This window comes from Leclercia adecarboxylata (genome assembly GCF_035787115.1).
GTDB lineage: Bacteria > Pseudomonadota > Gammaproteobacteria > Enterobacterales > Enterobacteriaceae > Enterobacter > Enterobacter adecarboxylatus_E.
In genome coordinates, this window is record NZ_JALKTL010000002.1 from 157124 (window position 1) to 182099 (window position 24976).

The 24976-nt window shown below is 57.0% G+C and carries 25 protein-coding genes; 9 read left to right on the forward strand and 16 right to left on the reverse strand.

All coding sequences use genetic code 11. The features are described 5' to 3' along the window. The first annotated feature begins 30 nt into the window (after positions 1-30). Complete coding sequence (gene rne / locus MXM41_RS08195) at positions 31-3216, forward strand: ribonuclease E (RefSeq protein WP_325931081.1); 3186 nt, start codon at positions 31-33, stop codon at positions 3214-3216. Between the two features lie 40 nt (positions 3217-3256). Here rne and MXM41_RS08200 read toward each other — a convergent pair whose 3' ends face one another. Then, the gene (locus MXM41_RS08200) at positions 3257-4195 is read right to left on the reverse strand and encodes a LysR family transcriptional regulator (protein ID WP_325931082.1); all 939 of its coding nucleotides are present in this window, start codon (positions 4193-4195) and stop codon (positions 3257-3259) included. 109 nt (positions 4196-4304) lie between these two features. Between MXM41_RS08200 and MXM41_RS08205 the strand changes: the two genes are divergently transcribed. Beyond that, complete coding sequence (locus tag MXM41_RS08205) at positions 4305-5519, forward strand: MFS transporter (protein WP_325931083.1); 1215 nt, start codon at positions 4305-4307, stop codon at positions 5517-5519. Between the two features lie 79 nt (positions 5520-5598). Here the strand turns inward: MXM41_RS08205 and flgL are convergent, their stop codons facing one another. The 11 genes from flgL to flgB all read right to left on the reverse strand — a co-directional run bounded on the left by flgL (position 5599) and on the right by flgB (position 15524). Next, entirely contained in the window at positions 5599-6552 is a 954-nt protein-coding gene (gene flgL, locus MXM41_RS08210; RefSeq protein ID WP_325931084.1) for a flagellar hook-associated protein FlgL, read from the reverse strand. Positions 6553-6566: 14 nt separating this feature from the next. Further along, the gene (gene flgK / locus MXM41_RS08215; protein WP_325931086.1) at positions 6567-8213 is read right to left on the reverse strand and encodes a flagellar hook-associated protein FlgK; all 1647 of its coding nucleotides are present in this window, start codon (positions 8211-8213) and stop codon (positions 6567-6569) included. Between the two features lie 75 nt (positions 8214-8288). Continuing rightward, positions 8289-9242 carry a flagellar assembly peptidoglycan hydrolase FlgJ gene (gene flgJ, locus MXM41_RS08220; protein ID WP_325931087.1) on the reverse strand — a complete coding sequence of 318 codons (954 nt, stop codon included), beginning with the start codon at positions 9240-9242 and terminating at the stop codon, positions 8289-8291. Continuing rightward, positions 9242-10339: a flagellar basal body P-ring protein FlgI gene (locus MXM41_RS08225; RefSeq protein WP_325931089.1), complete on the reverse strand. Its 1098-nt coding sequence runs from the start codon at positions 10337-10339 to the stop codon at positions 9242-9244. The genes flgJ and MXM41_RS08225 overlap by 1 nt, the downstream gene beginning before the upstream one ends. Positions 10340-10351: 12 nt before the next feature. Then, a complete protein-coding gene (gene flgH / locus MXM41_RS08230) occupies positions 10352-11050 on the reverse strand; it encodes a flagellar basal body L-ring protein FlgH (RefSeq protein WP_325931090.1) in 699 nt (232 codons plus the stop codon). 57 nt (positions 11051-11107) lie between these two features. Further along, positions 11108-11890, reverse strand: coding sequence for a flagellar basal-body rod protein FlgG (gene flgG / locus MXM41_RS08235; RefSeq protein WP_032617536.1), 783 nt, complete (start codon positions 11888-11890; stop codon positions 11108-11110). 11 nt (positions 11891-11901) lie between these two features. Then, entirely contained in the window at positions 11902-12657 is a 756-nt protein-coding gene (locus tag MXM41_RS08240) for a flagellar basal body rod protein FlgF (protein ID WP_325931092.1), read from the reverse strand. A 20-nt stretch (positions 12658-12677) separates the two neighbouring features. Further along, entirely contained in the window at positions 12678-13958 is a 1281-nt protein-coding gene (gene flgE, locus MXM41_RS08245) for a flagellar hook protein FlgE (RefSeq protein WP_325931095.1), read from the reverse strand. Between the two features lie 26 nt (positions 13959-13984). Then, positions 13985-14689, reverse strand: coding sequence for a flagellar hook assembly protein FlgD (flgD, locus tag MXM41_RS08250; RefSeq protein WP_325931097.1), 705 nt, complete (start codon positions 14687-14689; stop codon positions 13985-13987). A gap of 11 nt (positions 14690-14700) precedes the next feature. Beyond that, positions 14701-15105: a flagellar basal body rod protein FlgC gene (gene flgC / locus MXM41_RS08255; protein WP_325931100.1), complete on the reverse strand. Its 405-nt coding sequence runs from the start codon at positions 15103-15105 to the stop codon at positions 14701-14703. A 2-nt stretch (positions 15106-15107) separates the two neighbouring features. Beyond that, positions 15108-15524, reverse strand: coding sequence for a flagellar basal body rod protein FlgB (flgB, locus tag MXM41_RS08260; RefSeq protein ID WP_325931102.1), 417 nt, complete (start codon positions 15522-15524; stop codon positions 15108-15110). 160 nt (positions 15525-15684) lie between these two features. On the opposite strand from flgB, the gene flgA reads away from it, so the two are divergent. The 3 genes from flgA to flgN all read left to right on the forward strand — a co-directional run bounded on the left by flgA (position 15685) and on the right by flgN (position 17152). Beyond that, positions 15685-16341, forward strand: a complete 657-nt coding sequence (gene flgA, locus MXM41_RS08265) for a flagellar basal body P-ring formation chaperone FlgA (RefSeq protein ID WP_325931104.1) — start codon at positions 15685-15687, stop codon at positions 16339-16341. 93 nt (positions 16342-16434) lie between these two features. Next, entirely contained in the window at positions 16435-16722 is a 288-nt protein-coding gene (flgM, locus tag MXM41_RS08270; RefSeq protein WP_325931106.1) for a flagellar biosynthesis anti-sigma factor FlgM, read from the forward strand. 7 nt (positions 16723-16729) lie between these two features. Beyond that, positions 16730-17152, forward strand: a complete 423-nt coding sequence (flgN, locus tag MXM41_RS08275; protein WP_325931108.1) for a flagella biosynthesis chaperone FlgN — start codon at positions 16730-16732, stop codon at positions 17150-17152. 57 nt (positions 17153-17209) lie between these two features. On the opposite strand, the gene murJ is transcribed toward flgN, so the two are convergent. From murJ to rimJ, 4 genes are all read right to left on the reverse strand, one after another. After that, entirely contained in the window at positions 17210-18745 is a 1536-nt protein-coding gene (gene murJ, locus MXM41_RS08280; protein WP_325931110.1) for a murein biosynthesis integral membrane protein MurJ, read from the reverse strand. Positions 18746-18895: 150 nt separating this feature from the next. After that, positions 18896-19819 (reverse strand): Gfo/Idh/MocA family oxidoreductase, encoded by a 924-nt coding sequence (locus MXM41_RS08285; RefSeq protein WP_325931112.1) that lies wholly within the window; start codon positions 19817-19819, stop codon positions 18896-18898. Positions 19820-19821: 2 nt separating this feature from the next. Further along, positions 19822-20475 carry a YceH family protein gene (locus MXM41_RS08290; protein WP_325931114.1) on the reverse strand — a complete coding sequence of 218 codons (654 nt, stop codon included), beginning with the start codon at positions 20473-20475 and terminating at the stop codon, positions 19822-19824. 9 nt (positions 20476-20484) lie between these two features. After that, on the reverse strand, positions 20485-21069 hold the full coding sequence (gene rimJ / locus MXM41_RS08295) for a ribosomal protein S5-alanine N-acetyltransferase (RefSeq protein WP_103179068.1): 585 nt from the start codon (positions 21067-21069) through the stop codon (positions 20485-20487). 358 nt (positions 21070-21427) lie between these two features. Here rimJ and mdtH point away from each other — a divergent pair, with 358 nt between their 5' ends. From mdtH to dinI, 4 genes are all read left to right on the forward strand, one after another. Further along, complete coding sequence (gene mdtH, locus MXM41_RS08300) at positions 21428-22636, forward strand: multidrug efflux MFS transporter MdtH (protein WP_325931117.1); 1209 nt, start codon at positions 21428-21430, stop codon at positions 22634-22636. Positions 22637-22758: 122 nt separating this feature from the next. Continuing rightward, complete coding sequence (locus MXM41_RS08305) at positions 22759-23319, forward strand: lipoprotein (RefSeq protein ID WP_325931119.1); 561 nt, start codon at positions 22759-22761, stop codon at positions 23317-23319. Positions 23320-23429: 110 nt separating this feature from the next. Further along, a complete protein-coding gene (gene pyrC / locus MXM41_RS08310) occupies positions 23430-24476 on the forward strand; it encodes a dihydroorotase (RefSeq protein WP_325931121.1) in 1047 nt (348 codons plus the stop codon). A 74-nt stretch (positions 24477-24550) separates the two neighbouring features. After that, positions 24551-24796, forward strand: coding sequence for a DNA damage-inducible protein I (gene dinI, locus MXM41_RS08315; protein ID WP_325931124.1), 246 nt, complete (start codon positions 24551-24553; stop codon positions 24794-24796). Positions 24797-24976: the final 180 nt, after the last annotated feature.

Sequence of the window (24976 nt, forward strand, 5' to 3'; positions counted from 1 at the left end):
CGTCAATGTAAGAATAATGAGTAAGTTACGATGAAAAGAATGTTAATCAACGCAACTCAGCAAGAAGAGTTGCGTGTCGCCCTTGTGGATGGGCAGCGTCTGTACGATCTGGATATCGAAAGTCCTGGACACGAACAGAAAAAAGCGAACATTTACAAAGGCAAAATCACCCGCATTGAACCCAGCCTTGAAGCCGCATTTGTCGATTACGGTGCCGAGCGTCATGGTTTCCTCCCGCTGAAAGAGATCGCTCGCGAGTACTTCCCTTCCAACTATAACGCCCATGGCCGTCCAAACATCAAAGACGTTCTGCGTGAAGGTCAGGAAGTTATCGTCCAGATTGATAAAGAAGAGCGTGGCAACAAAGGCGCTGCACTGACAACCTTTATCAGCCTGGCGGGCAGCTATCTGGTACTGATGCCAAACAACCCGCGTGCGGGTGGTATCTCTCGCCGTATCGAAGGCGACGATCGTACCGAGCTGAAAGAAGCGCTGGCAAGCCTCGAACTGCCGGACGGCATGGGTCTGATTGTCCGTACCGCAGGCGTTGGCAAATCTGCCGAAGCGCTGCAGTGGGATTTGAGCTTCCGCCTGAAGCACTGGGAAGCGATTCAGAAAGCGGCTGAAAGCCGCCCTGCTCCTTTCCTGATTCACCAGGAAAGCAACGTTATCGTCCGTGCCTTCCGTGACTATTTGCGTCAGGACATTGGCGAAATTCTGATTGATAACCCAAAAGTGCTTGAGCTGGCTCGCCAGCACATCGCTGCGCTGGGTCGTCCGGATTTCACCAGCAAAATCAAACTGTACACCGGTGAGATCCCGCTGTTCAGCCACTACCAGATCGAATCGCAGATTGAATCCGCATTCCAGCGTGAAGTGCGTCTGCCATCCGGCGGTTCTATCGTTATCGACAGCACCGAAGCGCTGACCGCCATCGACATCAACTCCGCGCGTGCAACCCGCGGCGGCGATATCGAAGAGACCGCATTCAACACTAACCTTGAAGCGGCAGATGAGATTGCACGTCAGCTGCGTCTGCGTGACCTGGGCGGCCTGATCGTTATCGACTTCATCGACATGACCCCGGTACGTCACCAGCGCGCGGTGGAAAACCGCCTTCGTGAAGCGGTGCGCCAGGACAGGGCTCGTATCCAGATCAGCCACATCTCCCGTTTTGGCCTGCTGGAGATGTCCCGTCAGCGTCTGAGCCCGTCGCTTGGCGAATCCAGCCACCACGTCTGCCCGCGCTGTAGCGGCACCGGTACCGTGCGTGACAACGAATCGCTGTCGCTCTCTATCCTGCGTCTCATCGAAGAAGAAGCGCTGAAAGAGAACACCAAAGAAGTTCACGCGATTGTGCCTGTACCTATCGCCTCTTACCTGCTGAATGAAAAACGTGCGGCAGTTAGCGCGATCGAAGCCCGTCTGGGCGGCGTACGTTGCGTGATCGTTCCTAACGATCAGATGCAAACGCCGCACTACTCCGTTCTGCGCGTGCGTAAAGGCGAAGAGACCTCTACCCTGAGCTACATGCTGCCTAAGCTGCATGAAGAGGCGATGGCACTGCCGTCTGAGGAAGAGTACTCAGAGCGTAAACTGCCTGAACAGCCTGCTCTGGCAGCGTTTGTGATGCCTGAAGCGCCACCTGCGCCAGCTCAGGAGCCCGTTGCGGCTAAACCTGCTGTAAAACCAGCCGCAGAAGTCAGTCAGCCGGCTGCCCAGCCAGGTTTGCTGAGCCGCTTCTTCAGTGCCCTGAAAAAGATGTTTGCTGGCGAAGAGCCACAGCCTGCCCCGGCGCCGGTTGAGAAGAAAGAAGAGAAACAGGAGCGTTCACCGGATCGTCGTAAACGTCAGAACAACCGCCGTGACCGCAACGAGCGCCGCGATAATCGTTCAGACAGCAGCGAAGGTCGTGAAGGTAGCGAAAGCCGTGACAATCGCGACAATCGTGAAGGCCGTGAGCGCCGCGAAGGCCGTGACGATAACCGTCGCAACCGTCGCGAGAAACCGCAGCAGAACGCAGAAGATCGTGAAATCCGTCAGTCGGTCAGTGAAGAGTCTGACAAAGGCAAACAGCGTGATGAGCAGCAGCCGCGCCGCGAGCGTAATCGTCGTCGTAACGATGACAAGCGCCAGGCCCAGCAGGAAGTTAAAGCGCTGAATCGCGACGAAGAGACCGCACAGGATAGCGAGCAGGAAGAACGCGTTCAGGTGATGCCGCGCCGTAAGCAGCGTCAGATGAACCAGAAAGTGCGTTTCGAGTCACAGACGGAAGAAGCCGCAGTCGAAGCGGTAGCACCGCAGGCCGAGCCTGCACAGCGCACCGAGCTGGCTAAAGTGGATCTGCCTGCCGTGATCGAAAACGCACCTGAACAGGAAGATAACGGTGAAGGCCGTGAAAACGCCGGTATGCCGCGTCGTTCACGTCGCTCCCCGCGTCATCTGCGCGTAAGCGGCCAGCGTCGTCGTCGTTACCGTGACGAACGTTATCCGCTGCAGTCACCGATGCCGCTGACCATTGCCTGTGCGTCACCAGAGATGGCCTCTGGTAAAGCCTGGATCCGTTATCCGGTTGCACGTCCCCAGGAGCCACAGTTTGATGAGCAGAACGTTGCTGCTGAGCCTGTTGCCCCTGTTGCACCCGCCGCTGCTGAGGTGATTACTGAGGCTGCTGCCGTCGTGATCCCTGAGCCGCAGGTAATTGAAGTTGAAACTTCACATCCAGAGGTAATTGCGGCCCCTGTGACAGAACAACCGCAGATCGTCACCCCTGAAGATGCGGTCGTTGCAGAACAGGTTGCGGAAGAAGCTGCCGCAGTTGAACCCGCGGTGAACACCGAAGCAGTGGTTGAGCCGCAGCCGGTCGTGGAAGTTGAAGTGGAAACTGAAGTTCAACCTGAAATCGAAATTGATGTTGAACCGGTTGAGGCCGCTGAAGTCGAACCTGAAATTACTGAAGTCGCTGAAGTCGACGCGCCAGAAGTGAAGCCAGTAACTGCGGTGAATCCAGTTCCAGCCGCTCAGGTTCACGCTGAAGCGCATCATGCTACGGCTCCAATGACCCGTGCTCCGGCACCGGAATATGTTCCGGAAGCGCCGCGCCACAGTGACTGGATACGTCCGGCATTTGAATTTGACGGTAAAGGCTCTGCAGGTGGTCACAGCGCCACGCATCAGGCCACTGCACCGGCTACCCGCCCGCAGCCGGCTGAATAAGCCCGCTTAAGCGCAAAAGCCGACCTTCGGGTCGGCTTTTTTATTGCATCTGCTCTGGCCTGCGCATCCCCGCAATTTCCGGCATTACCTCTCTCATCATCTCCAGAAAACGACGCAGTCGCGCCGGATAATAGCGTGACCAGGGGTAAACAAGATGAACCGGCAACGCGGCTGGCTGCCAGTCAGGCAGAAGGTGAACCAGCCTGCCCTCACGAATATCCTCTTCCACGGTCCAGCTTGAAACCACCGCCACACCCAGCCCGGTAAGTGCGCTTTTACGTGCAACGTACAGACTATCGGTACTCAATCGCGGCGAGATAGCCACCCGTAGCGGTTGCGATGTTCCCGCGCTGAACAGCTCGACATGCTGGCGATAAAACGTATTGAGCGCAACCCAGGGCAGCGCGGAGAGATCTTCCGGTTTTTCGACAGGCGTAAACCCTGAGAGTAACGCCGGGGATGCCACAATACTGCGCGGCACTTCGGCCAGTAACACCGATACCGTGGCCGGGTCGATCTCCGCCCCTACCCGGATGGCGCAGTCGATATTGTCGCTTAAAAAATCTGCCGAGCGGTCATTGAGCATCCACTCCACGTTCAGTCGCGGATAGCGCAACAGAAACGCCGTTAACGGCTCCAGCAACTGTTCCTGACCAAAAGCATGCGGCGCGCGCACGCGAAGCACACCTACCGGTTCATCTTCGGCATGTCCGACTTCATCTTCCAGCGCGTACCAGCTGTCGATTACGCGTCGGGCATGCTGGTAGCATCGTTCGCCATCATCCGTCAGCTTCATGGCATGTGTCGTTCGCAGGATCAGGCGCACGCCCAGCAGCGTCTCCAGCGATTGCAGTCGGCGGCTGACCGTGGCCTGGCTGGTGACCATCTGAACGGCAGCTGCGGAGAGTGAGCCCGTCTCCACGATGCGCACAAAGGTGCGCATTAACTCTACCCTGTCTATACGTTCTGAGCGTTTCATTTTCTATCTGCTTATACGTTACACGTATAAGTGTTTTATCACTGCGCCCGCTACCACCGCAAGGCGCGCTGATAAAGAATAGCGACACACCCGAAATGAGGAACTGCATATGAATACCAGTACCCTGAGCCCAGCCGTCAACCGTTGGGTTATTTTTATCCTCGCCATCGGCGCTGGATTTAGCGTCGCCGCCATCTATTATGCCCAGCCGCTACTGCCGTTGATGGGCTCAGATTTGCATCTCAGCATCGAAGGGATGGGGATGGTGCCAACCCTCACGCAGGCAGGCTATGCGCTGGGGATCCTGTTCCTGCTGCCGCTTGGCGATCGCTACGACCGCCGCACCCTGATAGTGGTGAAAAGCATCGCCCTGGCATTGCTGTTGCTGGTCTGTAGCCTGGCGGGGCAAATCCACTCCTTGCTGCTGGTCAGCCTGCTGATTGGTATGACCGCAACCATGGCGCAGGATATCGTTCCGGCCGCAGCAATCCTCGCCCCAGAGGGCAAACAGGGTAAAACCGTCGGCACGGTGATGACCGGCCTGTTACTGGGGATCCTGCTCTCCCGTACGGTGAGCGGCGTGGTAGGGGAAGCCTTTGGCTGGCGCGTGATGTACCAGCTGGCAGCGGGCAGCATTGCGATCCTCGCCGCGGTGATGTGGTTCATTCTGCCCCGCTTCGCGGTCCCGTCGAACCTGCGTTATCCGCAGCTGATGCGCTCCATGGCGCATCTGTGGCGTCGTTATCCGGCTTTGCGCCGTGCCGCACTGGCTCAGGGTTTTCTCTCGATTGCCTTCAGTGCTTTCTGGTCTACCCTGGCGGTGATGCTGATGGAACATTATGGACTGGGTAGTGCGGTTGCCGGAGCATATGGCATTGCCGGTGCTGCAGGTGCCCTGGCCGCCCCACTCGCTGGCGGTCTGGCGGATAAACTGGGTGCCGGTAAAGTCACTCAACTGGGTGCCGCGCTGGTTACAGCCTCCTTCGCCCTGATGTTTTTCATGCCGGCTTTAGGCGTACAGGGCCAGCTAATCCTGATTGCCGTCGCCGCCGTAGGTTTTGATCTGGGTCTGCAGTCGAGTCTGGTGGCGCATCAGAACCTGGTTTACAGCCTTGAGCCGCAGGCCCGTGGTCGACTGAATGCCCTGCTCTTTACCGGCGTGTTCATCGGCATGGCGCTGGGTTCAGCCCTTGGCAGTCAGCTCTATACCATGGCCGGTTGGCCGGGCGTGATTGCGCTGGCAACGGCAACTGCAGGCGTGGCGCTGGTTATTCGTCTGACCGAAAACGTCCGCACCGCCTCATCAGCAGTCCAAAATTCCTGAAAAAAAAGCCCAATCCGTAAAACGGATTGGGCATACAGAACATAACCAGTTTCAAGCCATGTTCTAAAGGTCAAGTCAGTTATTTATTGAGCTGGAACAGAGACATGCCCTGCATATCGCTGAATGCTTTATAGGACGCCTGAAGCGCCGCCTGCTGCATAGTGTAGGAAGAAATCGCCGCATTCCAGTCAACGTCAACCAGATCGCTCATCTGCTGGGTAAGGCCTAAAGCACGGTCGCTGCCCAGTGAATCGAGTGAACTCAGTTCGGACAGTTTAGTCCCGAGATCGGCACGCACGGTCAGCACATTGTCCAGTGAATTACGTAATCCGCGGTTTGCCTTATCAATATCCGCAGTCATCTGGTTAGCCTTATCCTCATCGCCTTCAACCGGATTTTTCAGCGCTGCAATCACGTTATCCAGAATTTTAAACATATTTTTTTCTGGCGTGCTTTCGTCCGGCTCTGGTACAGCATTACTGGTGAAGGATTCAAACACGTCGCTGCCGGTATGGCTAATCTGCATAGTACGCGCGGAATCGACCTGCTGGCTGATTGGCGTGGCGCCGCCGGCATAATCACCTGTGGTCTGATCGAACGCCGCAGCATCGGTTTTATAACCTGCAAAAATATAGCGACCGTTACCATCGGTGCTGTTCGCCAGGTTAAGCAGTTGATCGCGAATACCCTGCAGATCGGTGGCGAGCGAGTTGCGGTCGTTGTCACTCAGAGTACCGTTACCCGCATAGACAATCTTTTCCTGCGCCGATTGCAGCGCTGTGGTCACCTGGCCCAGCACGTTTTCTTCCAGCGATACCTTCTGCGTGGCAAAAGAACGGGCGAGGGTATACTGGCTGTTTTGCGCCTGTGACTGAGAAACAACAACCGCCTGCGACGCGGCGATCGGATCGTCCGAAGGACGGTTAACACGCTTGCCGGTGGACATTTGTTCACCGTAACCGAGCCACTTACTCTGGGATTCGGTGACCCCTCGCATGTTCTGCTCATACATCATCTGGGTGCTAATACGCATCGTTCACCTCGGCCTTAGCGAATATTGATTAACGCGTCAAAGAGCGTGCTGGCAGTTTGCAGAACCTGGGCATTGGCCAGGTAGTACTGCTGGTAACGCTGCAGGTTGCCATACTCTTCATCAAGGTTAACCCCGGAGATCGACTGCTGCTGGTTGCTCAGCTGCGTCGTCACGTTTGCCTGGGTGGTGCTGCTGGTTTTCAGCGTCGCGGTTTTACTGCCGACAGTACTGACCAGCGAGGCATAGGCGTCATTAAAGGTTTTGTTGCCGCCAACCACTTTGCTGCTTTGCAGATCCAGCAGCGCCTGGCCGTTACGGTTGTCACTTTCGCCGCCTTTCTCTTCAGAGGCGAGCGCCAGTCTGGACTCATCGGTGATCGCCACGTCCATATTCACAATGGCGTTGACGACAGGCTTGATAACAAAGCTGTCTTTATTATTTGCCTCCCCCGATACGCTGACCGTCAGGCCATCGAAAGATAAATTACCGTTGCCGTCATCGGTTGGGGTGACGGTGGTTTTATCGGACAGACGGGTGATCTTCCAGTTGCCGCCATCAAACTCCATCTTATAGTCGGTAGCCTGCACTTTGGCGCTGTCGGCCACGTTAATCGCGGCGGTGACGGAGGCCGAACCGGTATTTTTGATGTTTTTCATTACCGCCGGCTCACCGATTTTAAACAACTCACCGCCGGCAGCGCCTTTTGCGTCAAAGCCCTTTTCATGCTGGGTATTCATCGCGTTAGCGAAAGAGAGCGCCAGCTGGTTAAGGGTGTTACGAGCCGCGTCGAGCTCTTCGGTACGGAAGGTCAACATGCCGCCCAGGGAACCGCTGGTCAGAAGTTTTTCCGGGATCTCAACCGGGCCCGAGGTGCCGTCAACAAATGCCACCGTGGTGCGAGACTGATCGGCGTTGGACTTCATGGCCGCCAGCTGGTTCGCGGTGCTGCCCTGAACCAGGTTGTAGCCATTGCCAAAGGAGACGTTATAAGTGCCGCTATCCTGGACGGAAACTTCAACGCCCACGATCTGGTTCAGCTCGCTCACCAGCTGGTCACGCTGATCGAGCAGGTTGTTCGGGGATGCCCCCGCACCCACGCCGGTCAGACGGGAAATTTGATCGTTCAGGTTGGCGATCTGTTTGGCATAGTTATTGATCTGTTCAACGCTGGTGCCGATCGCGGTATTGATCTGCTTGTCCTGATCGCGCAGATACTGATCGTTCACTTTGAACTGGTTCACCAGGCCATCAGCCTTGCCCAGTACCGTCTGCCGCGCCGCCGGATCTTCGGCATTGCTCACCAGAGTCTGCAGGCTGCTAAAGAAATCCTGCAGGGTGGTAGCCAGGCTATTGCTGCTGCCAGAGAGAATGTCATCAATTTTGGACATCTGCTCATAACGGGTCGTCAGGGCACTGCTCTGATTCTGGGCGGTGCGCAACTGGTTGGTGATGAATGCATCATATTCGCGCTGTACCCCGGAGACATACACGCCGTTGCCAACCCAGCCGCCGCCGGTCAGGGTGCTGTTTGAGGCACTCAGCACCGTCGTCTGACGGGTATAACCCGTCACGTTGTAGCTTGAAATGTTATTACTGGCGGTATTCAGCGCAGCCTGTGCTGCACTGAGGCCACTCATGGCGCTGTTGATCAAACTGGACATGGGGGTTCCTTTTATACTTTCAGACACGAGTCCTGCTGGTGATTATCGGCAGGCCTCAGCCGGACTTGAGAACTTTCAGAACAGATTTTCGATATCGTTGCTGTAGGCTTTGCTGACTTTCTCACCCATGGCTTTGAGCTGCTGGATCATGCTGGTCAGCTTGCGGGCATACTGTGGGTCGGTGGCATAGCCCGCGTTCTGCAACGCCTGCGCCCCTTGCTCTGCCGTCGCGGCCTGGGTCACTGCCGCATAGCGCGGGTTACGACTTAACAGGCCGACATAATCTGAAAGCGCCTCCAGATACGAGCTGTACACGCGGAATTTGGCTTTGATCTTTTTCGCTTCGCCATTTTCATATTCGGTGGTGGTGATCTCGGTGGTCGGCCCTTTCCAGCTACCCGAGGCCTTGACCCCAAAGATGTTAAAGCTCGGCTCGCCGTTCTCACGGCGGATCTGGCGCTGCCCCCAGCCCGACTCCAGCGCCGCCTGGGCCAGGATCAGGTGATGCGGTACCCCGCTCTGCTGGCTGGCGAGACGTGCCGGTAGTGAGAGCTGCGCCAGGAAGTCTTTGCTGTCGCCGGTGAGGGGCTCATCGTTACTCTCAGGCACCTTCGGCACCGCTTTGCGCACCATCTGCGTCAGCGCCTGATTTTGATAGCTGGTCACCCTTTCCAGATCGAACTTCATCGGCACCTGCTGTGGTGCTTCTTCTGGCGGCACGCCCTGGGCGGCCGCCATCTGCTTAACGATCACATCGGCCAGTCCCAACCCTTTACCGGCGGTCATCTGCTGCGCAATCTGCTGGTCATACATGCTGGTGTACAGACGCGTGGAGTCGCTGCTGAACATACCGTCTTTCGGCAGGGCTTCACGCATGCTTTTCAACATCATCTGAACAAACATTCCCTCCACCTGGCGGGCAACCGGGCGGATATTCCCCGCCGGATCTTTGCCCGCTTTGGACTTCAGTTCGTTGAGCGACTGGGTATCCCAGGCCGCGCTGCTCAGCAGTTTGCTATCGGTCAGCATCAGATAATTTCCAGTTTGGCGCGCAGACAGCCCGCGCTCTGCATGGATTGCAGAATCGACATCAGATCCATCGGGGTGGCGCCCAGCGCGTTCAGTGCGCGTACCACGTTGTTCAGGTTGGCGCTGGAACGCACGCTCTGCAGCGAGCCGCCACTCTGACGCAAATCGATCTGGGTCTGCGGCGTGACCACCGTTTCACCACCGCCAAACGGCGTATCCGGCTGGCTGACGTTAGCCGAGCGGTTAACGGTCACCGACAGGTTACCCTGCGCCACAGCACAGCTGTCCAGCGTCACCTCACGGTTCATGACCACCGAGCCGGTACGGGAGTTGATGATCACTTTGGCATCCTGCGGTGTGACGTTCACCTCCATATTCTGGATATCCGCCAGCAGACGCACCTGGTTGCTGCCGCCGCTGGAGACACGGATCTGCACGGTGCGGGCATCCAGTGCGGTGGCGCTGCCGTAGCCGCGGCTGCGATTGATAGTGTCAGCAATCTGCTGCGCCATGGTGAAGTCGTCATTATTCAGCTGCAGGTTGATGGTGTTACCGGTGCCGAACTGGGTTGGCAGCTCACGCTCGATAACCGCCCCGTTGGTAATACGACCGCCGTTAAGCTGGTTGACCTGTACGCTGCTGCCACCTGCGGAGGCACCCGCCCCGCCGACGAGAATATTACCCTGCGCCAGAGCATAGACCTGGCTATCCACCCCTTTCAGTGGGGTCATCAGCAGGGTACCGCCACGCAGGCTTTTCGCGTTACCCATGGAGGAGACCACCACGTCGATGGTTTGTCCCTGGCGCGCGAAGGCCGGATAGGAAGCGGTGACCATTACCGCCGCCACGTTTTTCAGCTGCATGTTAGTCCCGGCGGGCACCGTGATGCCGAGCTGGGAGAGCATATTGTTAAGACTCTGCGTAGTGAACGGCGTCTGGGTGGTCTGGTCACCCGTACCGTCAAGCCCCACCACCAGACCGTAACCGATCAGTGAGTTTTCCCGCACGCCCTGTACGCTGGTAAGATCGCGAATACGGTCAGCCTGGACACAGGTCGCTACCAGTACCAGCAGGCACCCAAAGAGGGATTTAAACATAGGTCACCTCGATTACATCGGTGATAAATTAAGGAAGAAACGCTGCAACCAGCCCATATTTTGCGCTTCATTGATATAGCCGTTGCCGACGTACTCAATGCGCGCATCGGCCACCTGGGTGGACGGTACGGTGTTGGAGCCGCTGATGGTGCGAGGGTTAACCACACCGGAGAAGCGAATGAATTCAGTGCCCTGATTAATGGCGATCTGTTTTTCACCCACCACGTGTAAATTGCCGTTCGCCAGCACCTGATCGACGGTAACCGTCAACGTGCCATTAAAGGTGTTGCTGGCATTAGCGCCGCCTTTACCGTTAAAGGAGTTACCGCCAGACGCCTCGGCATCGGCACGGGCATTTCCGAAGAGACCTTCGAGGTAGCGTGGTACGGTATCGAAGCCAAAATTGGTTTTCCCGTCGCGGCTGGCATTTGCCGACGAGCTCTTACTTGCGCTGACGTTTTCCTGCAGCTGGATGGTCAGCGTATCGCCGATATTACGTGGGCGACGGTCTTCAAACAGCGGCTGATAACCGTAGTTGATCGGCTGCGCGGTCTGGAAAATTGAGCCATTCACTACCGGCGTCGGGCCAGGAATGGGTTGGGCGGAAGTCGCACCCTGCACCAACGGTTGAGACGGAACCCAGGCGCAACCGCTGAGGGTAACGGCCAGGAGAGTCACTATCGGATAACGAATCGCCGCGTGTTTTTGCATTGCCTTCATCTTCGAAAACAGGGAGCCGGTGCGGCGCGAACCGCACCGGACTACACCTTAGAGTTGCGTCAGTTTCTGCAGCATCTGGTCGGTCGTCGACACTGCTTTACTGTTAATTTCGTACGCGCGCTGAACCTGGATCATATTCACCAGCTCTTCCGCGACGTTGACGTTTGAGGTTTCCACATACCCCTGATACAGCAGACCTGACCCGTTCAGACCGGGCGTGCTCTCGTTCGGCGCACCGGAGGACTGGGTTTCGATGTACAGGTTCTCACCGATGCTTTCCAGACCGGTGTCGTTCATGAAGGTGGTCAGGTTAAGCTGGCCGACCTGCACCGGCGCGGCCTGCCCCTGCTGGGTCACGCTCACGATGCCGTCACGCCCGATGGTAATGCTCAGGGCGTTCGCCGGAATGGTGATCGCCGGTTGCACCTGGAAACCGCCCGCGGTTACCAGCTGACCGTTCTGATCCACCTGGAACGAACCGTCACGGGTGTAGGCAGAGGTACCATCCGGGAGCTGGACCTGGAAGAATCCCTGGCCTTTGATCGCCACGTCTTTGCTGTTGTTGGTCTGGGACAAGTTACCCTGACTGTGCAGACGCTCGGTCGCCACCGGGCGAACGCCGGTACCGATCTGCAGACCAGACGGCAGCGTGGTCTGTTCAGACGACTGCGCGCCTGGCTGGCGAATGGTTTGATAAAGCAAGTCTTCGAAAACCGCACGTTGACGCTTAAAACCATTGGTGCTGACGTTTGCCAGGTTGTTGGCGATAACGTCCATGTTGGTTTGCTGCGCATCGAGGCCCGTTTTCGCGATCCATAAAGAACTGATCATAAGTAGTCCTGTTAACTCATTGACAGCAGTTGGTTGGCGCGGCCGGCGTTTTCATCAACGCTTGCGATCACCTTCATCTGCATTTCGAAACGGCGTGCGCTGGCGATCATGTCGGTCATCGCGGTCACCGGCTTAACGTTGCTGCCTTCCAGCACGCCAGACATGACGCGAATGGTCGGGTCAGCCTGTAACGTCGCGCCACGGGTAGCCTGCGCCGCCTGGGTCAGACGGAACATGCCATCGTCGCCACGCTGCACTTCAAAACCTTCGGCTTTTACCAGCTTCAGGCGACCAACAGGTGCAACGGTGTTCGGCGGATCGCCCGGGTTCAGGGCGGAGATGGTACCGTCAGCCGCGATGGTGATCTCCGAACCTTCCGGTACGACAATCGGGCCACCTTCACCAATAACCGGCCGTCCCTGGATGGTCAGCTGCCCGACAGCATCCACCTGGATGTTCCCGTTACGGGTATAACCTTCGCCGCCGTCGGCGGTCTCAACCGCCAGCCAGCCGTCCTGCTGCAGGGCGACGTCCAGCGGACGGGAGGTGTAATCCATCTGCCCAGGCATCATATCGGCGCCGGGAGTGGAGGCGGTTACCAGCGTACGCGTCGGCAGAGAGAGCCCTTCCACCGGGACCGCGCGCATCGCATTGAGCTGCGCACGAAAACCCGGCGTGGAGGCGTTAGCCAGGTTACTGGCGGTCACGGCCTGCTGATTAAGCGTCTGACTGGCCGCGCCCATCGCGGTATATATTGCGTGATCCATTAAGCTATCCCGTCAGCCACTTAGCGGAGGTTAACCAGCGTGTTAAGGATCTGATCCTGTGTTTTGATGGTCTGCGCGTTCGACTGATAGTTACGCTGCGCGACAATCATATTGACCAGTTCTTTACTCAGATCGACGTTAGACGCTTCCAGCGCGCCGTTAGTCAGGGTACCGAAGTTACCGGTGCCGGCGGTGCCCAGCAGCGCCACGCCTGAGGACTGGGTCGCAGACCAGACGTTATTCCCTTCGGACTGCAGCCCTTCGTTGTTGGCAAAGTTTGCCAGCACGATCTGGCCCAGCACCTGGTTTTGTTCGTTGGAGTAGTTACCTACCACGGTACCGTCATCATTAATCTGATAGCTCACCAGATCGCCCGGCTTGTAGCCGTTCTGGTTGGTGGCCACGATGTTGTTCGCCCCGGTGTTCTGCTGCATGGAGTTGAGGAAGCTCAGGGAGAAGGTCACCGGCAGCGCGCCGCTCAGCGGATCGGTGGTCACCTCAATGGCCGGGTTATCATTTTTGTCGGTGCTCAGGGTCCAGGTTTCTGGTGTGGTGCCCATGGCGGTGTAGTCATAAATCCCGTCCAGATTACCGTTGCTGTCGAAGTTCATCTGTGCGGATTTGGTGATCTTACCGTTGGCGACGCTGCCATCCTGGGTATACAGATCCCACTTGTTGTCTGCCGTTTTCACGTAGTAGACATACATGTTGTGGGCGTTACCCTGGTTATCATAAACGGTGATGGTACCTTTCTTGTTGTAGCTGTCTGAATCCGGGTTGACGTTAGTCGTATCAAACGCAATGGTCGGCACGCTGTCCGTGGAGTTCAGGTTGATCTGCTGCGCGGCGGTGGTGGTCGCTTTTGCCGCCATCAGGTTGTTCGGAATGGTGATCGGCTGCGGGTTCGCACCGGTCTGTACCGTTGGCGGCGTGCCTCCTACCGGATAGCCGGTGACCTGCAGACCCTGCATGTTCACCAGATTGCGGTTCTCGTCCAGGCTGAACTGGCCGTTACGGCTGTAATAGACGGAACCGTTGCTGTCGAGCATACGGAAGAAACCGTTCTGGCTAATCGCCACATCCAGACCGCGACCGGTGTTGGTGGTGGTACCGTCGGCGAAGTCCTGGGTAATGCCAGCAACTTTTACCCCCAGACCCACTTTGGAACCGGCGAACATATCTGCGAACGACGCGCTACCGGACTTAAAGCCATAGGTCGCGGAGTTGGCAATGTTGTTACCAATGACGTCGAGGTTAGTGGCTGCAGCATTCAGGCCGCTGACCGCTTGTGAAAAGGCCATTTGTTACTCCTGATAAATGTTAAGGCTTAAATAATCTGCCGAACTTCGTCGAGCGTAGTTGTACCGTAAGTCCCCAGATCCAGCGTGTTACCGTTGCTGCTGCGGATCACGCCCTGCACCATTGCAAACTGCAGCGGCTGTGCCACCAGCTGCGTGCTGCCGCTGCTGGCGGAAATCGCCACGTTATAAGAGCCGTTTGGCGCACTGCTGCCATCGGTCATCGTGCCGTCCCAGGAAAAGGTGTGAACGCCTGCTTTCAGTTCGCCGATATCAATGGTGCGAACCACCGCGCCGTTTTTATCGGTGATAGTGGCGGTCACTTTGTCGGCGCTCTGCTGCAGCTCAACACCAAACGGCGTGGTGGAGGTGGTGCTGGTGCCGTCGGTGGTGCTGCTGCCCGCCAGAATGGTGGAACCCGGGATCATTACGCCATGGCCGATCAACGTACTGGCCTGCATCGACTGGCTGCTGTCGATCTGCCCGGAGATAGAACCCAGGGTGGTGTTAAGTTTCTCGATGCCGCTCACCGTACTGATCTGCGCAAGCTGCGTCGTCAGTTCGTTGTTCTGCATCGGGTTGGTCGGATCCTGGTTTTTCAGCTGCGCGACCAGCAGCGTCAGAAAGCTACCCTGCAGATCGGACGCGTTACTTCCGGTCAGCGAGCTGCTGCCGGTGGCGCTGCCGACGCCAGTGGCAGTCGATCTGTCATTTACATTAACGGCAATGGACATTGATCTCTCCTTTACTGGCCCAGAGTGAGGGTTTTAAGCATCATGCTCTTCACGGTGTTCAGTACTTCGACGTTGGCCTGATAGCTACGGGAGGCTGACATGGTGTTCACCATCTCACCCACCACGTCCACGTTCGGCATTTTGACGTAGCCATTGGCGTCCGCCAGCGGGTTGCCTGGCTCGTACACCAGTTTGTCCGGTGCCTGGCTCTCAATCACGTTGGCCACTTTGACCCCGCCGGTTGCGGCACCCGGTGCAGCATCGACCTGAAACACCACCTGTTTAGCGCGGTACGGTTGCCCGTCCGGGCCCGCCACGCTGTCGGCGTTCGCCAGATTACTGGCGGCGACGTTCAGACGTTGGGATTGCGCGGTCAGCGCTGAGCCCGCGATATCAAAGATATTGAGTAAGGCCATTATTAGTTGCCTCCCTGCAGAACATTCATCATGCCTTTAATCTGCCCGCCGAGAACGGTCAGCCCCATCTGGTACTTCAGGCTGTTATCGGCGAACTGCGTACGCTCCCGGTCCATATCAACGGTGTTACCGTCCAGGGATGGCTGATCGGGAATGCGATAAAGTAAATCGATATTCGGGGTAGTCACGGTTTCTGCGGGAATATGGCGTGCAGAGGTCAGCGCAAGGGCGACACCGCTATTTTCGGCCCGACCGCGCTCCATCACTTTTTTTAATTCACTGGAAAAATCGATATCACGCGCCTGAAACCCGGGGGTATCGGCGTTCGCGATATTGGCGGCCAGAATCTCCTGACGCTGGGCGCGTAAGTTGAGCGCTTCCTGCTGAAAACGTAGCGCGGCGTCGAGTTTATCGAGCATGTCTCCTCCGCTGATGGCAAAATTTCAGTGGATAGCTTAAATCTCAACCCATGTCCTTCATCGACGGAATAAGCACAAAATGCGTCGCTATTTATTGCGTTGATGCCAAACCGCTACGGGTAGAATTCTGCTCATCATTAAACCGACGGTAACAGGCGATATGGCACTTAAACGGGGTTTGACCGCAACCTTGCTCCTGTGGAGCACTCTCTCACAGGCGCAGGATCTTGATGCCCAGCTAACGGCGTTTTTTGCCCAGCGGCTGGCGGGATTCAGCGATGAGGTTTCGGTGAAGGTCCGTACGCCAGACAGCATGCGCCCCTCCTGCGAGACGCCTGCATTCAGCGTCCTCGGCAACACGAAGCTGTGGGGCAACCTCAGCGTTACCGCACGATGTGGCAACGAAAAACGGTTTATACAGGTTGCAGTTCAGGCGACGGGCGATTATGTTGTCGCGTCCCGGAGTATCCCTCGGGGTTCCGCCCTGCAGCCGGGAAGCGTCACGCTGAAACGCGGCAGACTGGATCAGCTTCCGCCGCGGGCAATCCTGGATATTAACCAGGTGCAGAATGCCGTCAGCCTGCGCGATCTGGTGCCAGGACAGCCTCTGCAGCTGTCGATGCTGCGTCAGTCATGGCGCATTAAAGCCGGACAGCGGGTGATGGTTATCGCCAGCGGCGACGGCTTTAGCGTCAACGGTGAAGGACAGGCGCTGAACAATGCGGCGGTCGCGCAAAATGCACGGGTCAGAATGTCATCGGGCCAGGTGGTGAGCGGTACGGTCGATTCTGATGGGAATATTCTGATTAACCTGTAATCTTTTTAAAGATTCTGCGGCGGCTGCCGATAAATAAGTAACAACTGATGATGTCAGGCGCCCACGCCGCGAACCCTCGATGAGGACAACATAATGAGCATTGATCGTACATCGCCCCTGAAGCCGGTTAGCCCAGTACAACCGCGCGAAATGAATGACACTGCCGCTGCAATGACTCGCCCGCAAAAATCGGCGACCGCCAACAGCACCAGCGTCACGCTGAGCGATGCCCAGGCGAAACTGATGCAGCCTGGTAGCAACGACATCAACATGGAACGTGTCGAAGCGCTGAAAACTGCCATTCGTAATGGCGAGCTGAAAATGGATACCAGTAAAATCGCTGATGCGCTGATCCAGGATGCGCAAAGTTTCTTAGAGTAATCACCGTATGAGTCGTCTGACGGAAATAATGGATCAAATGACGGTCGTGCTGAACGACCTGAAAACGGTGATGGACGCCGAACAACAGCAGCTCTCTGCCGGCAATGTTCACGGCAGCGCGCTGCAGCGCATTACAGAAGACAAAAGCTCACTGCTGGCCACGCTGGACTACCTTGAACAGCAGCGGCGCAGCGAGCAAGCCTCACGCCACGGTGCAAATGATGATGTCGTCGATCGCTGGCAAACTATTACTGAAAAAACGCAGCATCTGCGCGATCTGAATCAGCACAACGGGTGGTTACTGGAGGGGCAAATCCTTCGTAATCAACAGGCGCTTGAGGTACTTAAGCCGCATCAGGAGACGGGACTGTATGGCGCCGATGGCCAGACAGCCAGCTCACGCAGCGGCGGGAAGAAATTTTCGATTTAATCAGGCGATAGCCAGACACAGAACGGGGAGCACCGACAGGCGCTCCCCTTTTTTGCGTTACGCCGTGCGGCGGGCGAACTCTTTGACCTTAAAGCCCAGCACCGCGAGCGTGGCGAAGTACGCCACCACGCCCACCAGCACAACCGCCATCAGGCGCAGCAGACGATAAGGCATGGTACCCAGCGACCAGTCAGGCATTACGTACAGCATCCCCACCAGCGCCGCGGCCATCACCAGCACCGCAATGACCAGACGCAACAGGAAGCTCGACCAGCCCGGCTGCGGGGTGAAGATTTGCTGCTTACGCAGCTGCCAGTAAAGCAGCCCGGCGTTGAGACAGGCCGCCAGACCGATGGACAGCGACAAACCGGCATGCTTCAGCGGGCCGATAAACGCCAGGTTCATCACCTGGGTCATAATCAGCGTGACGATGGCAATCTTCACCGGGGTCTTGATGTCCTGACGTGAATAGAAGCCCGGCGCCAGTACTTTCACCACGATAAGCCCCATCAGCCCCACTGAATAGGCGATCAGCGCCCGCTGGGTCATGGCGGCATCAAAGGCGGTAAACTTCCCGTACTGGAACAGAGAGACGGTTAGCGGTTTCGCGAGGATCCCCAGCGCCACTGCGCTCGGCAGCGCCAGCAGGAAGCAGAGGCGTAAGCCCCAGTCCATCAGGCGGCAGTACTCATCATGATTGCCGCTGGCAAAACTGCGGGAGAGTGAAGGCAGCAAAATGGTACCCAGCGCCACGCCCAGTACCCCGGACGGGAACTCCATCAGGCGGTCGGCGTAATACATCCAGGAGACCGACCCGGAAACGAGGAATGAGGCGAAGATGGTGTTGATGATCAGCGAAATCTGGCTCACCGAGACGCCAAGAATAGCCGGTCCCATCTGCTTAACCACCCGCATCGCCCCGGCATCGCGCAGGTTGATGCGCGGCAGCACCAGCATACCGATCTTCTTCAGATGTGGCAGTTGGTACGCCAGCTGTAGTATACCGCCTACGGTCACTGCCCAGGCCAGCGCCAGCACCGGGGGGTTGAAGTGCGGCGCGGCAAACAGCGCGAACCCGATCATGCTGACGTTAAGGAACGTCGGGGCAAAGGCCGGCACCGAGAAGCGGTTCCAGGTGTTGAGGATGGCGCCGACCAGCGACGCCAGCGAGATCAGCAAAATGTAAGGAAAGGTGATGCGCAGCAGCTGGGTGGTCAGGGCAAATTTATCAGCGGTATCGGCAAAGCCTGGCGCAGTCACCATGATCACCCAGGGGGCCGCCAGCATGCCAATTACCGTAACGATCGCCAGGGCAAGGGTCAGCAGACCCGATACATAGGCGACAAAGACCCTGGTGGCGTCTTCACCCTGCTTGCTTTTGTATTCCGCAAGAATAGGAACGAAGGCCTGGGAGAAAGCGCCTTCGGCAAAGATACGACGCAGCAGGTTGGGCAGTTTAAAAGCAACAAAAAAGGCGTCAGTCGCCATCCCTGCACCAAAGACCCGCGCCACAATGGCATCGCGCGCAAAACCCAACACGCGCGAGAACATGGTCATCGAGCTGACGGCGGCCAGCGATTTTAATAGGTTCATTAACGTGAGCTTCCACTACCTGAAACAAAACGCCTGCAAAGCAGGCGTAATTTCGCCGGGTAGCGCTATGCTTACCCGGCCTGGAAAACGCAAAACGCGCCTAGTCTACTCGTAAAAACAGGAATTGCTATGGGCAGATGTTACAGCGGGTTATTCGCTCATGGCGTCGCGCCAGAGCTTCTCCACGATGCGCTGGGCGCGGATCGCCTGTTCACCCGAGGTTTCAGGAACCGTCTGATTTTGCACGCATTCAATAAAGTGGCGCGCGCAGCCAGCAAAACCGCGCTGCTCCAGGGTGCTTTGCCAGCCCGGAATAGCCGGTGTGACAACGCCCGCCCCCCGCTCCTCGCGCCACTCGCGCATATCGGTAATGTCCAGCAGTGCGCCGTCCGTCACCGCCTGGATCCACTCCCGCTGGCTGCCCGCCCGACGGTGCATGGAGGTGGTCACCTGCAGATTCCCCGCGCTGAAATGGTGTTCAGCATAGATCATCTCCCCCTGCTCATTGGTCTGCAGCGTCCCGCCGGTTAAGTGCGCGTTCTCCCCCGCCAGCCACAGTGCGGTATCCACCACGTGCAGATAATCATCGAGCAGGGTAAAACGCAGATCGTTGGGGCCGACGCTGTCGGTGCGATGCTTATCCATTCGCAGCGATGCCGCCCCCTCGAGCCCGGCTTTCAGTTGCCGGTAAAGGGGCGCGAAACGGCGATTAAAACCGACCATCAGGGTACGTTTCTTCTGTGCCGCGAGGTCGATCAGGCGCTCGGCGTCGGCCAGATTTTCCGCCAGCGGTTTATCGACAGAGACGTGCACCCCGGCATGCAACAGTTCGCTGACCACCTGATAATGGGTGGCGGTGGAAGTATGAACAAATACCGCATCACAGGCGCGAGCCAGATCCTGCAACGACTCATAGTAAGGCATGCGCAACGAGGTGCAGATCCTGAGCGCCTTATCCCGCGACGGCGACCAGGCTCCCTGCAACGTCCAGTCTGTCGCGGCGCTAAGCACCGGCAGCCAGGCTTTCTGGGCGATGCCACCCAGCCCTACCACGCCTACACGTAATTTTGTCACCGTTAATCCCCCAGATGTGCCAGCAGCGAATCGAGGCGCTGCTTGAGTTCTTCGACTTCATTTTCCAGCGATTCAACGCGGGCCAGCAAGGTTTCGTCCGCCGCCGCCGGAGCCACGATCTCTGCCGCTGCGACCTCGGTTTCAACCTCACCGCTGAAGAGGTGCATATAGCGGCTTTCACGCTTGCCGGGCTCGCGCGCCAGTCGCAGAACAAACGGACCATCTTCCCGGGCCGCCAGGCCTTCAAGGGTCTGCTCCACTTCCTGCATGTCGGCGAACTCATGCATGCGCGCGGCACGACTGCGCAGCTCGCCCGGCGTCTGCGCGCCCCGTAACAGCAGAGTGGCAATCAGCGCCACTTCGGCAGAATTGAGCTTCAGGGCGCCAAATTCCGAGTTGCAAAAGCGCTGTTCATATTTGGTTACCCGATTGCCAAAGCCGCTGACGGTGCGCAGATAGTGGCGCTTGACCAGCGCATCCAGCAGATCCTGAACCTCATGCTCGCCAAGATTCATCACAGGTTCACGGTTGGTTTTTTGGTTACAGGCCAGGGTAACCGCATTGACCGAAAGGGGATACTGTTCCGGTGTTGTGACCTGCTTCTCCAGCAGGCAGCCGATGACGCGCGCTTCTGTCGCGGTTAACTGGTATTTCATCTCTGTTCCTTAGCGCCCCGCGCTCCACTCTTTTGTTGTCAGCGCCGTCAGGACATGATCGCGCCATTCACCGTCAATCAGCAGGTAATCTTTGGCGTAGCCCTCTTTTTCGAATCCGAGGCGCGCCAGCAGCCCCCCGCTGCGCTGATTGTGCGGCATGTAGTTGGCCATGATGCGGTGCATATGCTGGGTACGTTGCATATAGCGGATCGCCGAGGTCAGCGCCTCAAACATCAGCCCCTGCCCCTGCCATTTTTGCCCGATGGAGTATCCCAGATAGCAGGCGTGAAACGAGCCCCGCACCACGTTGGAAAAGTTGGCGATACCGATGATCTCTTTTTCATCAGGATCCAGCAGGGCAAAATAGAATGCCGAGCCCTGTTTATGGAACTCGGCAATCATGCTCAGCCGGGCCTGCCAGCCGGAAGGATAGCAGTGGCTCTCGTCCCGTACGGGTTCCCAGGGTTTTAAAAACTGACGATTCTCAGCGTAGTAGTCCGCCAGACGCCAGGCATCACGCTCATGCACCAGACGAACCACCAGCCGGTCGGTCGTCAGGCGCACTTTCGGCACATTACTGCGATAGCCAAACATGGATACAACTCCTTCATGTTACAACCTTGACCCGTTAGCTTTACTATACCTGTGCCGCCGCCGTCTGGGAAAACAGCGACATACCATTTTGAAGGCTTTTCACATTTTTCGATGAAAAGCCTCAATCAAAGTCCCTTTTTGATAAAAAAATATTGTCGCCCGCGCTGTGGGAAAAAACCTGCCGACACCGCAGAATATTAGCGCGCTCACTATCTTGATACCCTAAATAATTCGAGTTGCAGGAAGGCGGCGACGCAGCGAATCCCCTGGAGCTTACTCCGGTAAGTGATAGGGGTGAGCGAGGAGGCCAACGCACCGGCAACTTGAAGTATGACGGGTATATTTCCCTGGAGGGGAAATGTCCCATATCTCACAGGCCCGGAACCTGGGTAAATACTTCCTGCTTGTCGATAACATGCTGGTTGTACTCGGCTTTTTTGTCGTTTTTCCCCTCATCTCTATTCGCTTTGTCGATCAGATGGGCTGGGCAGCATTAATGGTCGGCATTGCGCTGGGGCTGCGCCAGTTTGTCCAGCAGGGGCTGGGGGTGTTTGGCGGCGCGATTGCCGACAGGTTCGGCGCCAAACCGATGATTGTCACCGGCATGCTGCTGCGAGCGGCGGGGTTTGGCACCATGGCGATTGCCCACGAGCCCTGGGTGCTTTGGGTTTCCTGTATTGTCTCCGGGCTTGGCGGCACCCTGTTCGACCCGCCGCGCACGGCTTTAGTGGTCAAACTGATCCGCCCCCAGTATCGCGGGCGTTTTTTCTCGCTGCTGATGATGCAGGACAGTGCGGGCGCAGTGGTGGGCGCGTTGCTGGGAAGCTGGCTGCTGCAGTATGATTTTCGGCTGGTTTGCGCCACCGGCGCGGTGCTGTTTATTTTGTGCGCGGCCTTCAATGCCTGGCTGCTGCCCGCCTGGAAGCTCTCCACCGTTAAAGCGCCGGTGCGGGAAGGGCTCGATCGGGTCTGGCGCGACAAACGCTTTATTACCTACGTTTTGACCCTGGCAGGTTATTACATGCTGGCTGTGCAGGTGATGCTGATGCTGCCCATCATGGTCAACGATATTGCCGGCTCTCCGGCAGCGGTAAAGTGGATGTACGCCATTGAGGCCTGCTTCTCCCTCACCCTGCTCTACCCAATTGCTCGCTGGAGCGAAAAACGCTTTCGCCTTGAGCATCGCCTGATGGCGGGGCTGCTGCTGATGTCCCTGAGCATGCTGCCCATCGGGATGGTGAGCTCGCTGCAGCAATTGTTTATCCTGATCTGCACGTTTTATATCGGCTCTATCATCGCGGAGCCTGCCCGTGAAACGCTGAGCGCACAGCTGGCGGACGCCCGTGCCCGGGGGAGCTATATGGGCTTCAGCCGGCTGGGGCTGGCGATTGGCGGCGCGCTGGGGTATGCCGGGGGCGGTTGGTTATTCGATGCCGGAAAAGCGTTCAACCAGCCAGAGCTTCCGTGGGCGATGCTGGCCCTGATTGGGGTGAGCACCTTCTTCGCGCTGGGCTGGCAGTTCAGCCACAAGCGCAGCGCCCCCGGAATGCTGGAGCCCGGCGCCTGATTGCGCCTCAGGCACAATTCCTGTTCTTCGTCGTTATCAGTTTTTTCTGCTGGTCTGAGTGACGGTCCCCTGACATACTGGCGCGTCAGGATTGAAGCGCTGACATTATGTCGAGGAAAGCCATGAAAAAGATTGTTATTGCCACTGCGTTGATCATCAGCGGTCTGCTGGTTGGTTGTAATCAGCTCACCCAGTACACCGTTAGTGAACAGGAGATCAACCAGGCGCTGCAGAAGCGCAATAACTTTGCGAAAGATATTGGCGTGCCGGGTGTGGCCGATGCGCATATCGTCCTCAGCAATCTTGCCAGCCAGATTGGCCGTGAAGAGCCGAACAAAGTGATGCTCTCCGGCGATGCCAGCCTGGACATGAACTCGCTATTCGGCAGCCAGAAAGCCAATATCAAGCTGAAGTTAAAGGCGCTGCCGGTCTTCAATAAAGATCAGGGCGCTATCTATCTGCAGCAGATGGAGATCACCGACGCCGTGGTATCACCGGACAAGATGAAACCGGTTCTGCAGACGCTGATGCCCTATCTGAACCAGTCGCTGCAAAACTACTTCAATCATCAGCCAGCCTACATCCTGAGCGAAGACAACAGCCAGGGCGAAGCGCTGGCGAAAAAATACGCAAAAGGGATCGAGGTGAAGCCGGGTGAGATTGTTATCCCCTTCGTCGATTAACCTCTGAGGCGCTTCGGCGCCTTTTTTTTACGGAAAAGAGTGCAAACGAAAACGTTTCCCCCTATCCTTTGTGTCCGGCAAAAATCATCTCACTCAGCCGGAGCCTATCCATGACTGTACAATCCCAGGTTTTGAAAATCCGCCGCCCAGACGACTGGCATATCCATCTTCGCGATGGCGATATGCTGAAAACCGTCGTGCCGTATACCAGTGAAATTTATGGCCGCGCGATTGTCATGCCAAACCTGGTGCCGCCCGTTACCACGGTCGACGCGGCGATCGCCTATCGCCAGCGTATTCTGGATGCCGTCCCTGCCGGGCACACTTTTACCCCGCTGATGACCTGTTATCTGACCGATACGCTCGACCCCAACGAGATTGAGCGCGGTTTTAATGAGGGGGTTTTTACCGCCGCCAAGCTCTACCCGGCCAATGCCACCACCAACTCAAGCCACGGTGTGACCAGCATTGACGCGATTATGCCGGTGCTGGAGCGTATGGAGAAACTGGGGATGCCTCTGCTGGTGCACGGTGAAGTGACCCATGCGGAAATCGACATTTTCGACCGTGAAGCGCGTTTTATCGACACCGTGATGGAGCCGCTACGCAAACGCCTCCCGGGGCTAAAAGTGGTGTTTGAACATATCACCACCAAAGACGCCGCAGAGTACGTGCGTGATGGCAATGAGCTTCTGGCTGCCACCATCACCCCGCAGCACCTGATGTTTAACCGCAACCACATGCTGGTCGGCGGCGTGCGCCCTCACCTGTACTGTCTGCCGATCCTCAAACGCAATATCCACCAGCAGGCGCTGCGTGAGCTAGTTGCCAGCGGCTTTGAGCGCGCATTCCTCGGCACCGACTCCGCGCCGCATGCCCGTCACCGCAAAGAGGCCAGCTGTGGCTGTGCTGGCTGCTTTAACGCTCCGACGGCCCTTGCCAGCTACGCCCAGGTATTTGACGAAATGAATGCCCTGCAGCACTTCGAGGCGTTCTGCTCCCTGAACGGGCCGCGCTTCTACGGTCTGCCAGTGAATGAAACCTTTGTTGAGCTGGTACGCGAAGAGAGCAGCGTAATGGAGTCTATCGCGCTGACCGACGACACCCTGATCCCGTTCCTGGCGGGTGAAACCGTTCAGTGGACGGTGAAACGCTAAAAATTGTTTGTCCCCTGTTGTAAGTTCATCAATATAACTGTATAAATAAACAGTATATTACACAGGGGGCAACTATGCGTATTGAAGTCACCATTGCCAGAACAACTGCTTTGCCTGCCGGTGCGCTGGACGCGCTGGCGGGTGAATTATCCCGCCGTATAAATCACTCCTTCCCCGAACGCGAAGGCGCTGTCACCGTGCGCTATGCGGGGTCAAATAATCTGTCGGTCATTGGCGGCGCAAAAGAAGATAAAGATCGCGTCAGCGAAATTTTACAAGAAACCTGGGAGAGCGCTGACGACTGGTTTATTACCGATTAATTTTTCTCCTTCATTGTGTTTTTTTGCCGGGTCGCCCCGGCTTTTTTTGAACTTTTTACGAAAGCCCGAATAATCTGACTGACTCCGTCAAAAATCATCAGCAAGATGATGTTTTTATGTTCAAACAATCCTAAAACATATAAAAATGTGGCCCTCCCTGTTTCTTTTTCCCTTCGGAAG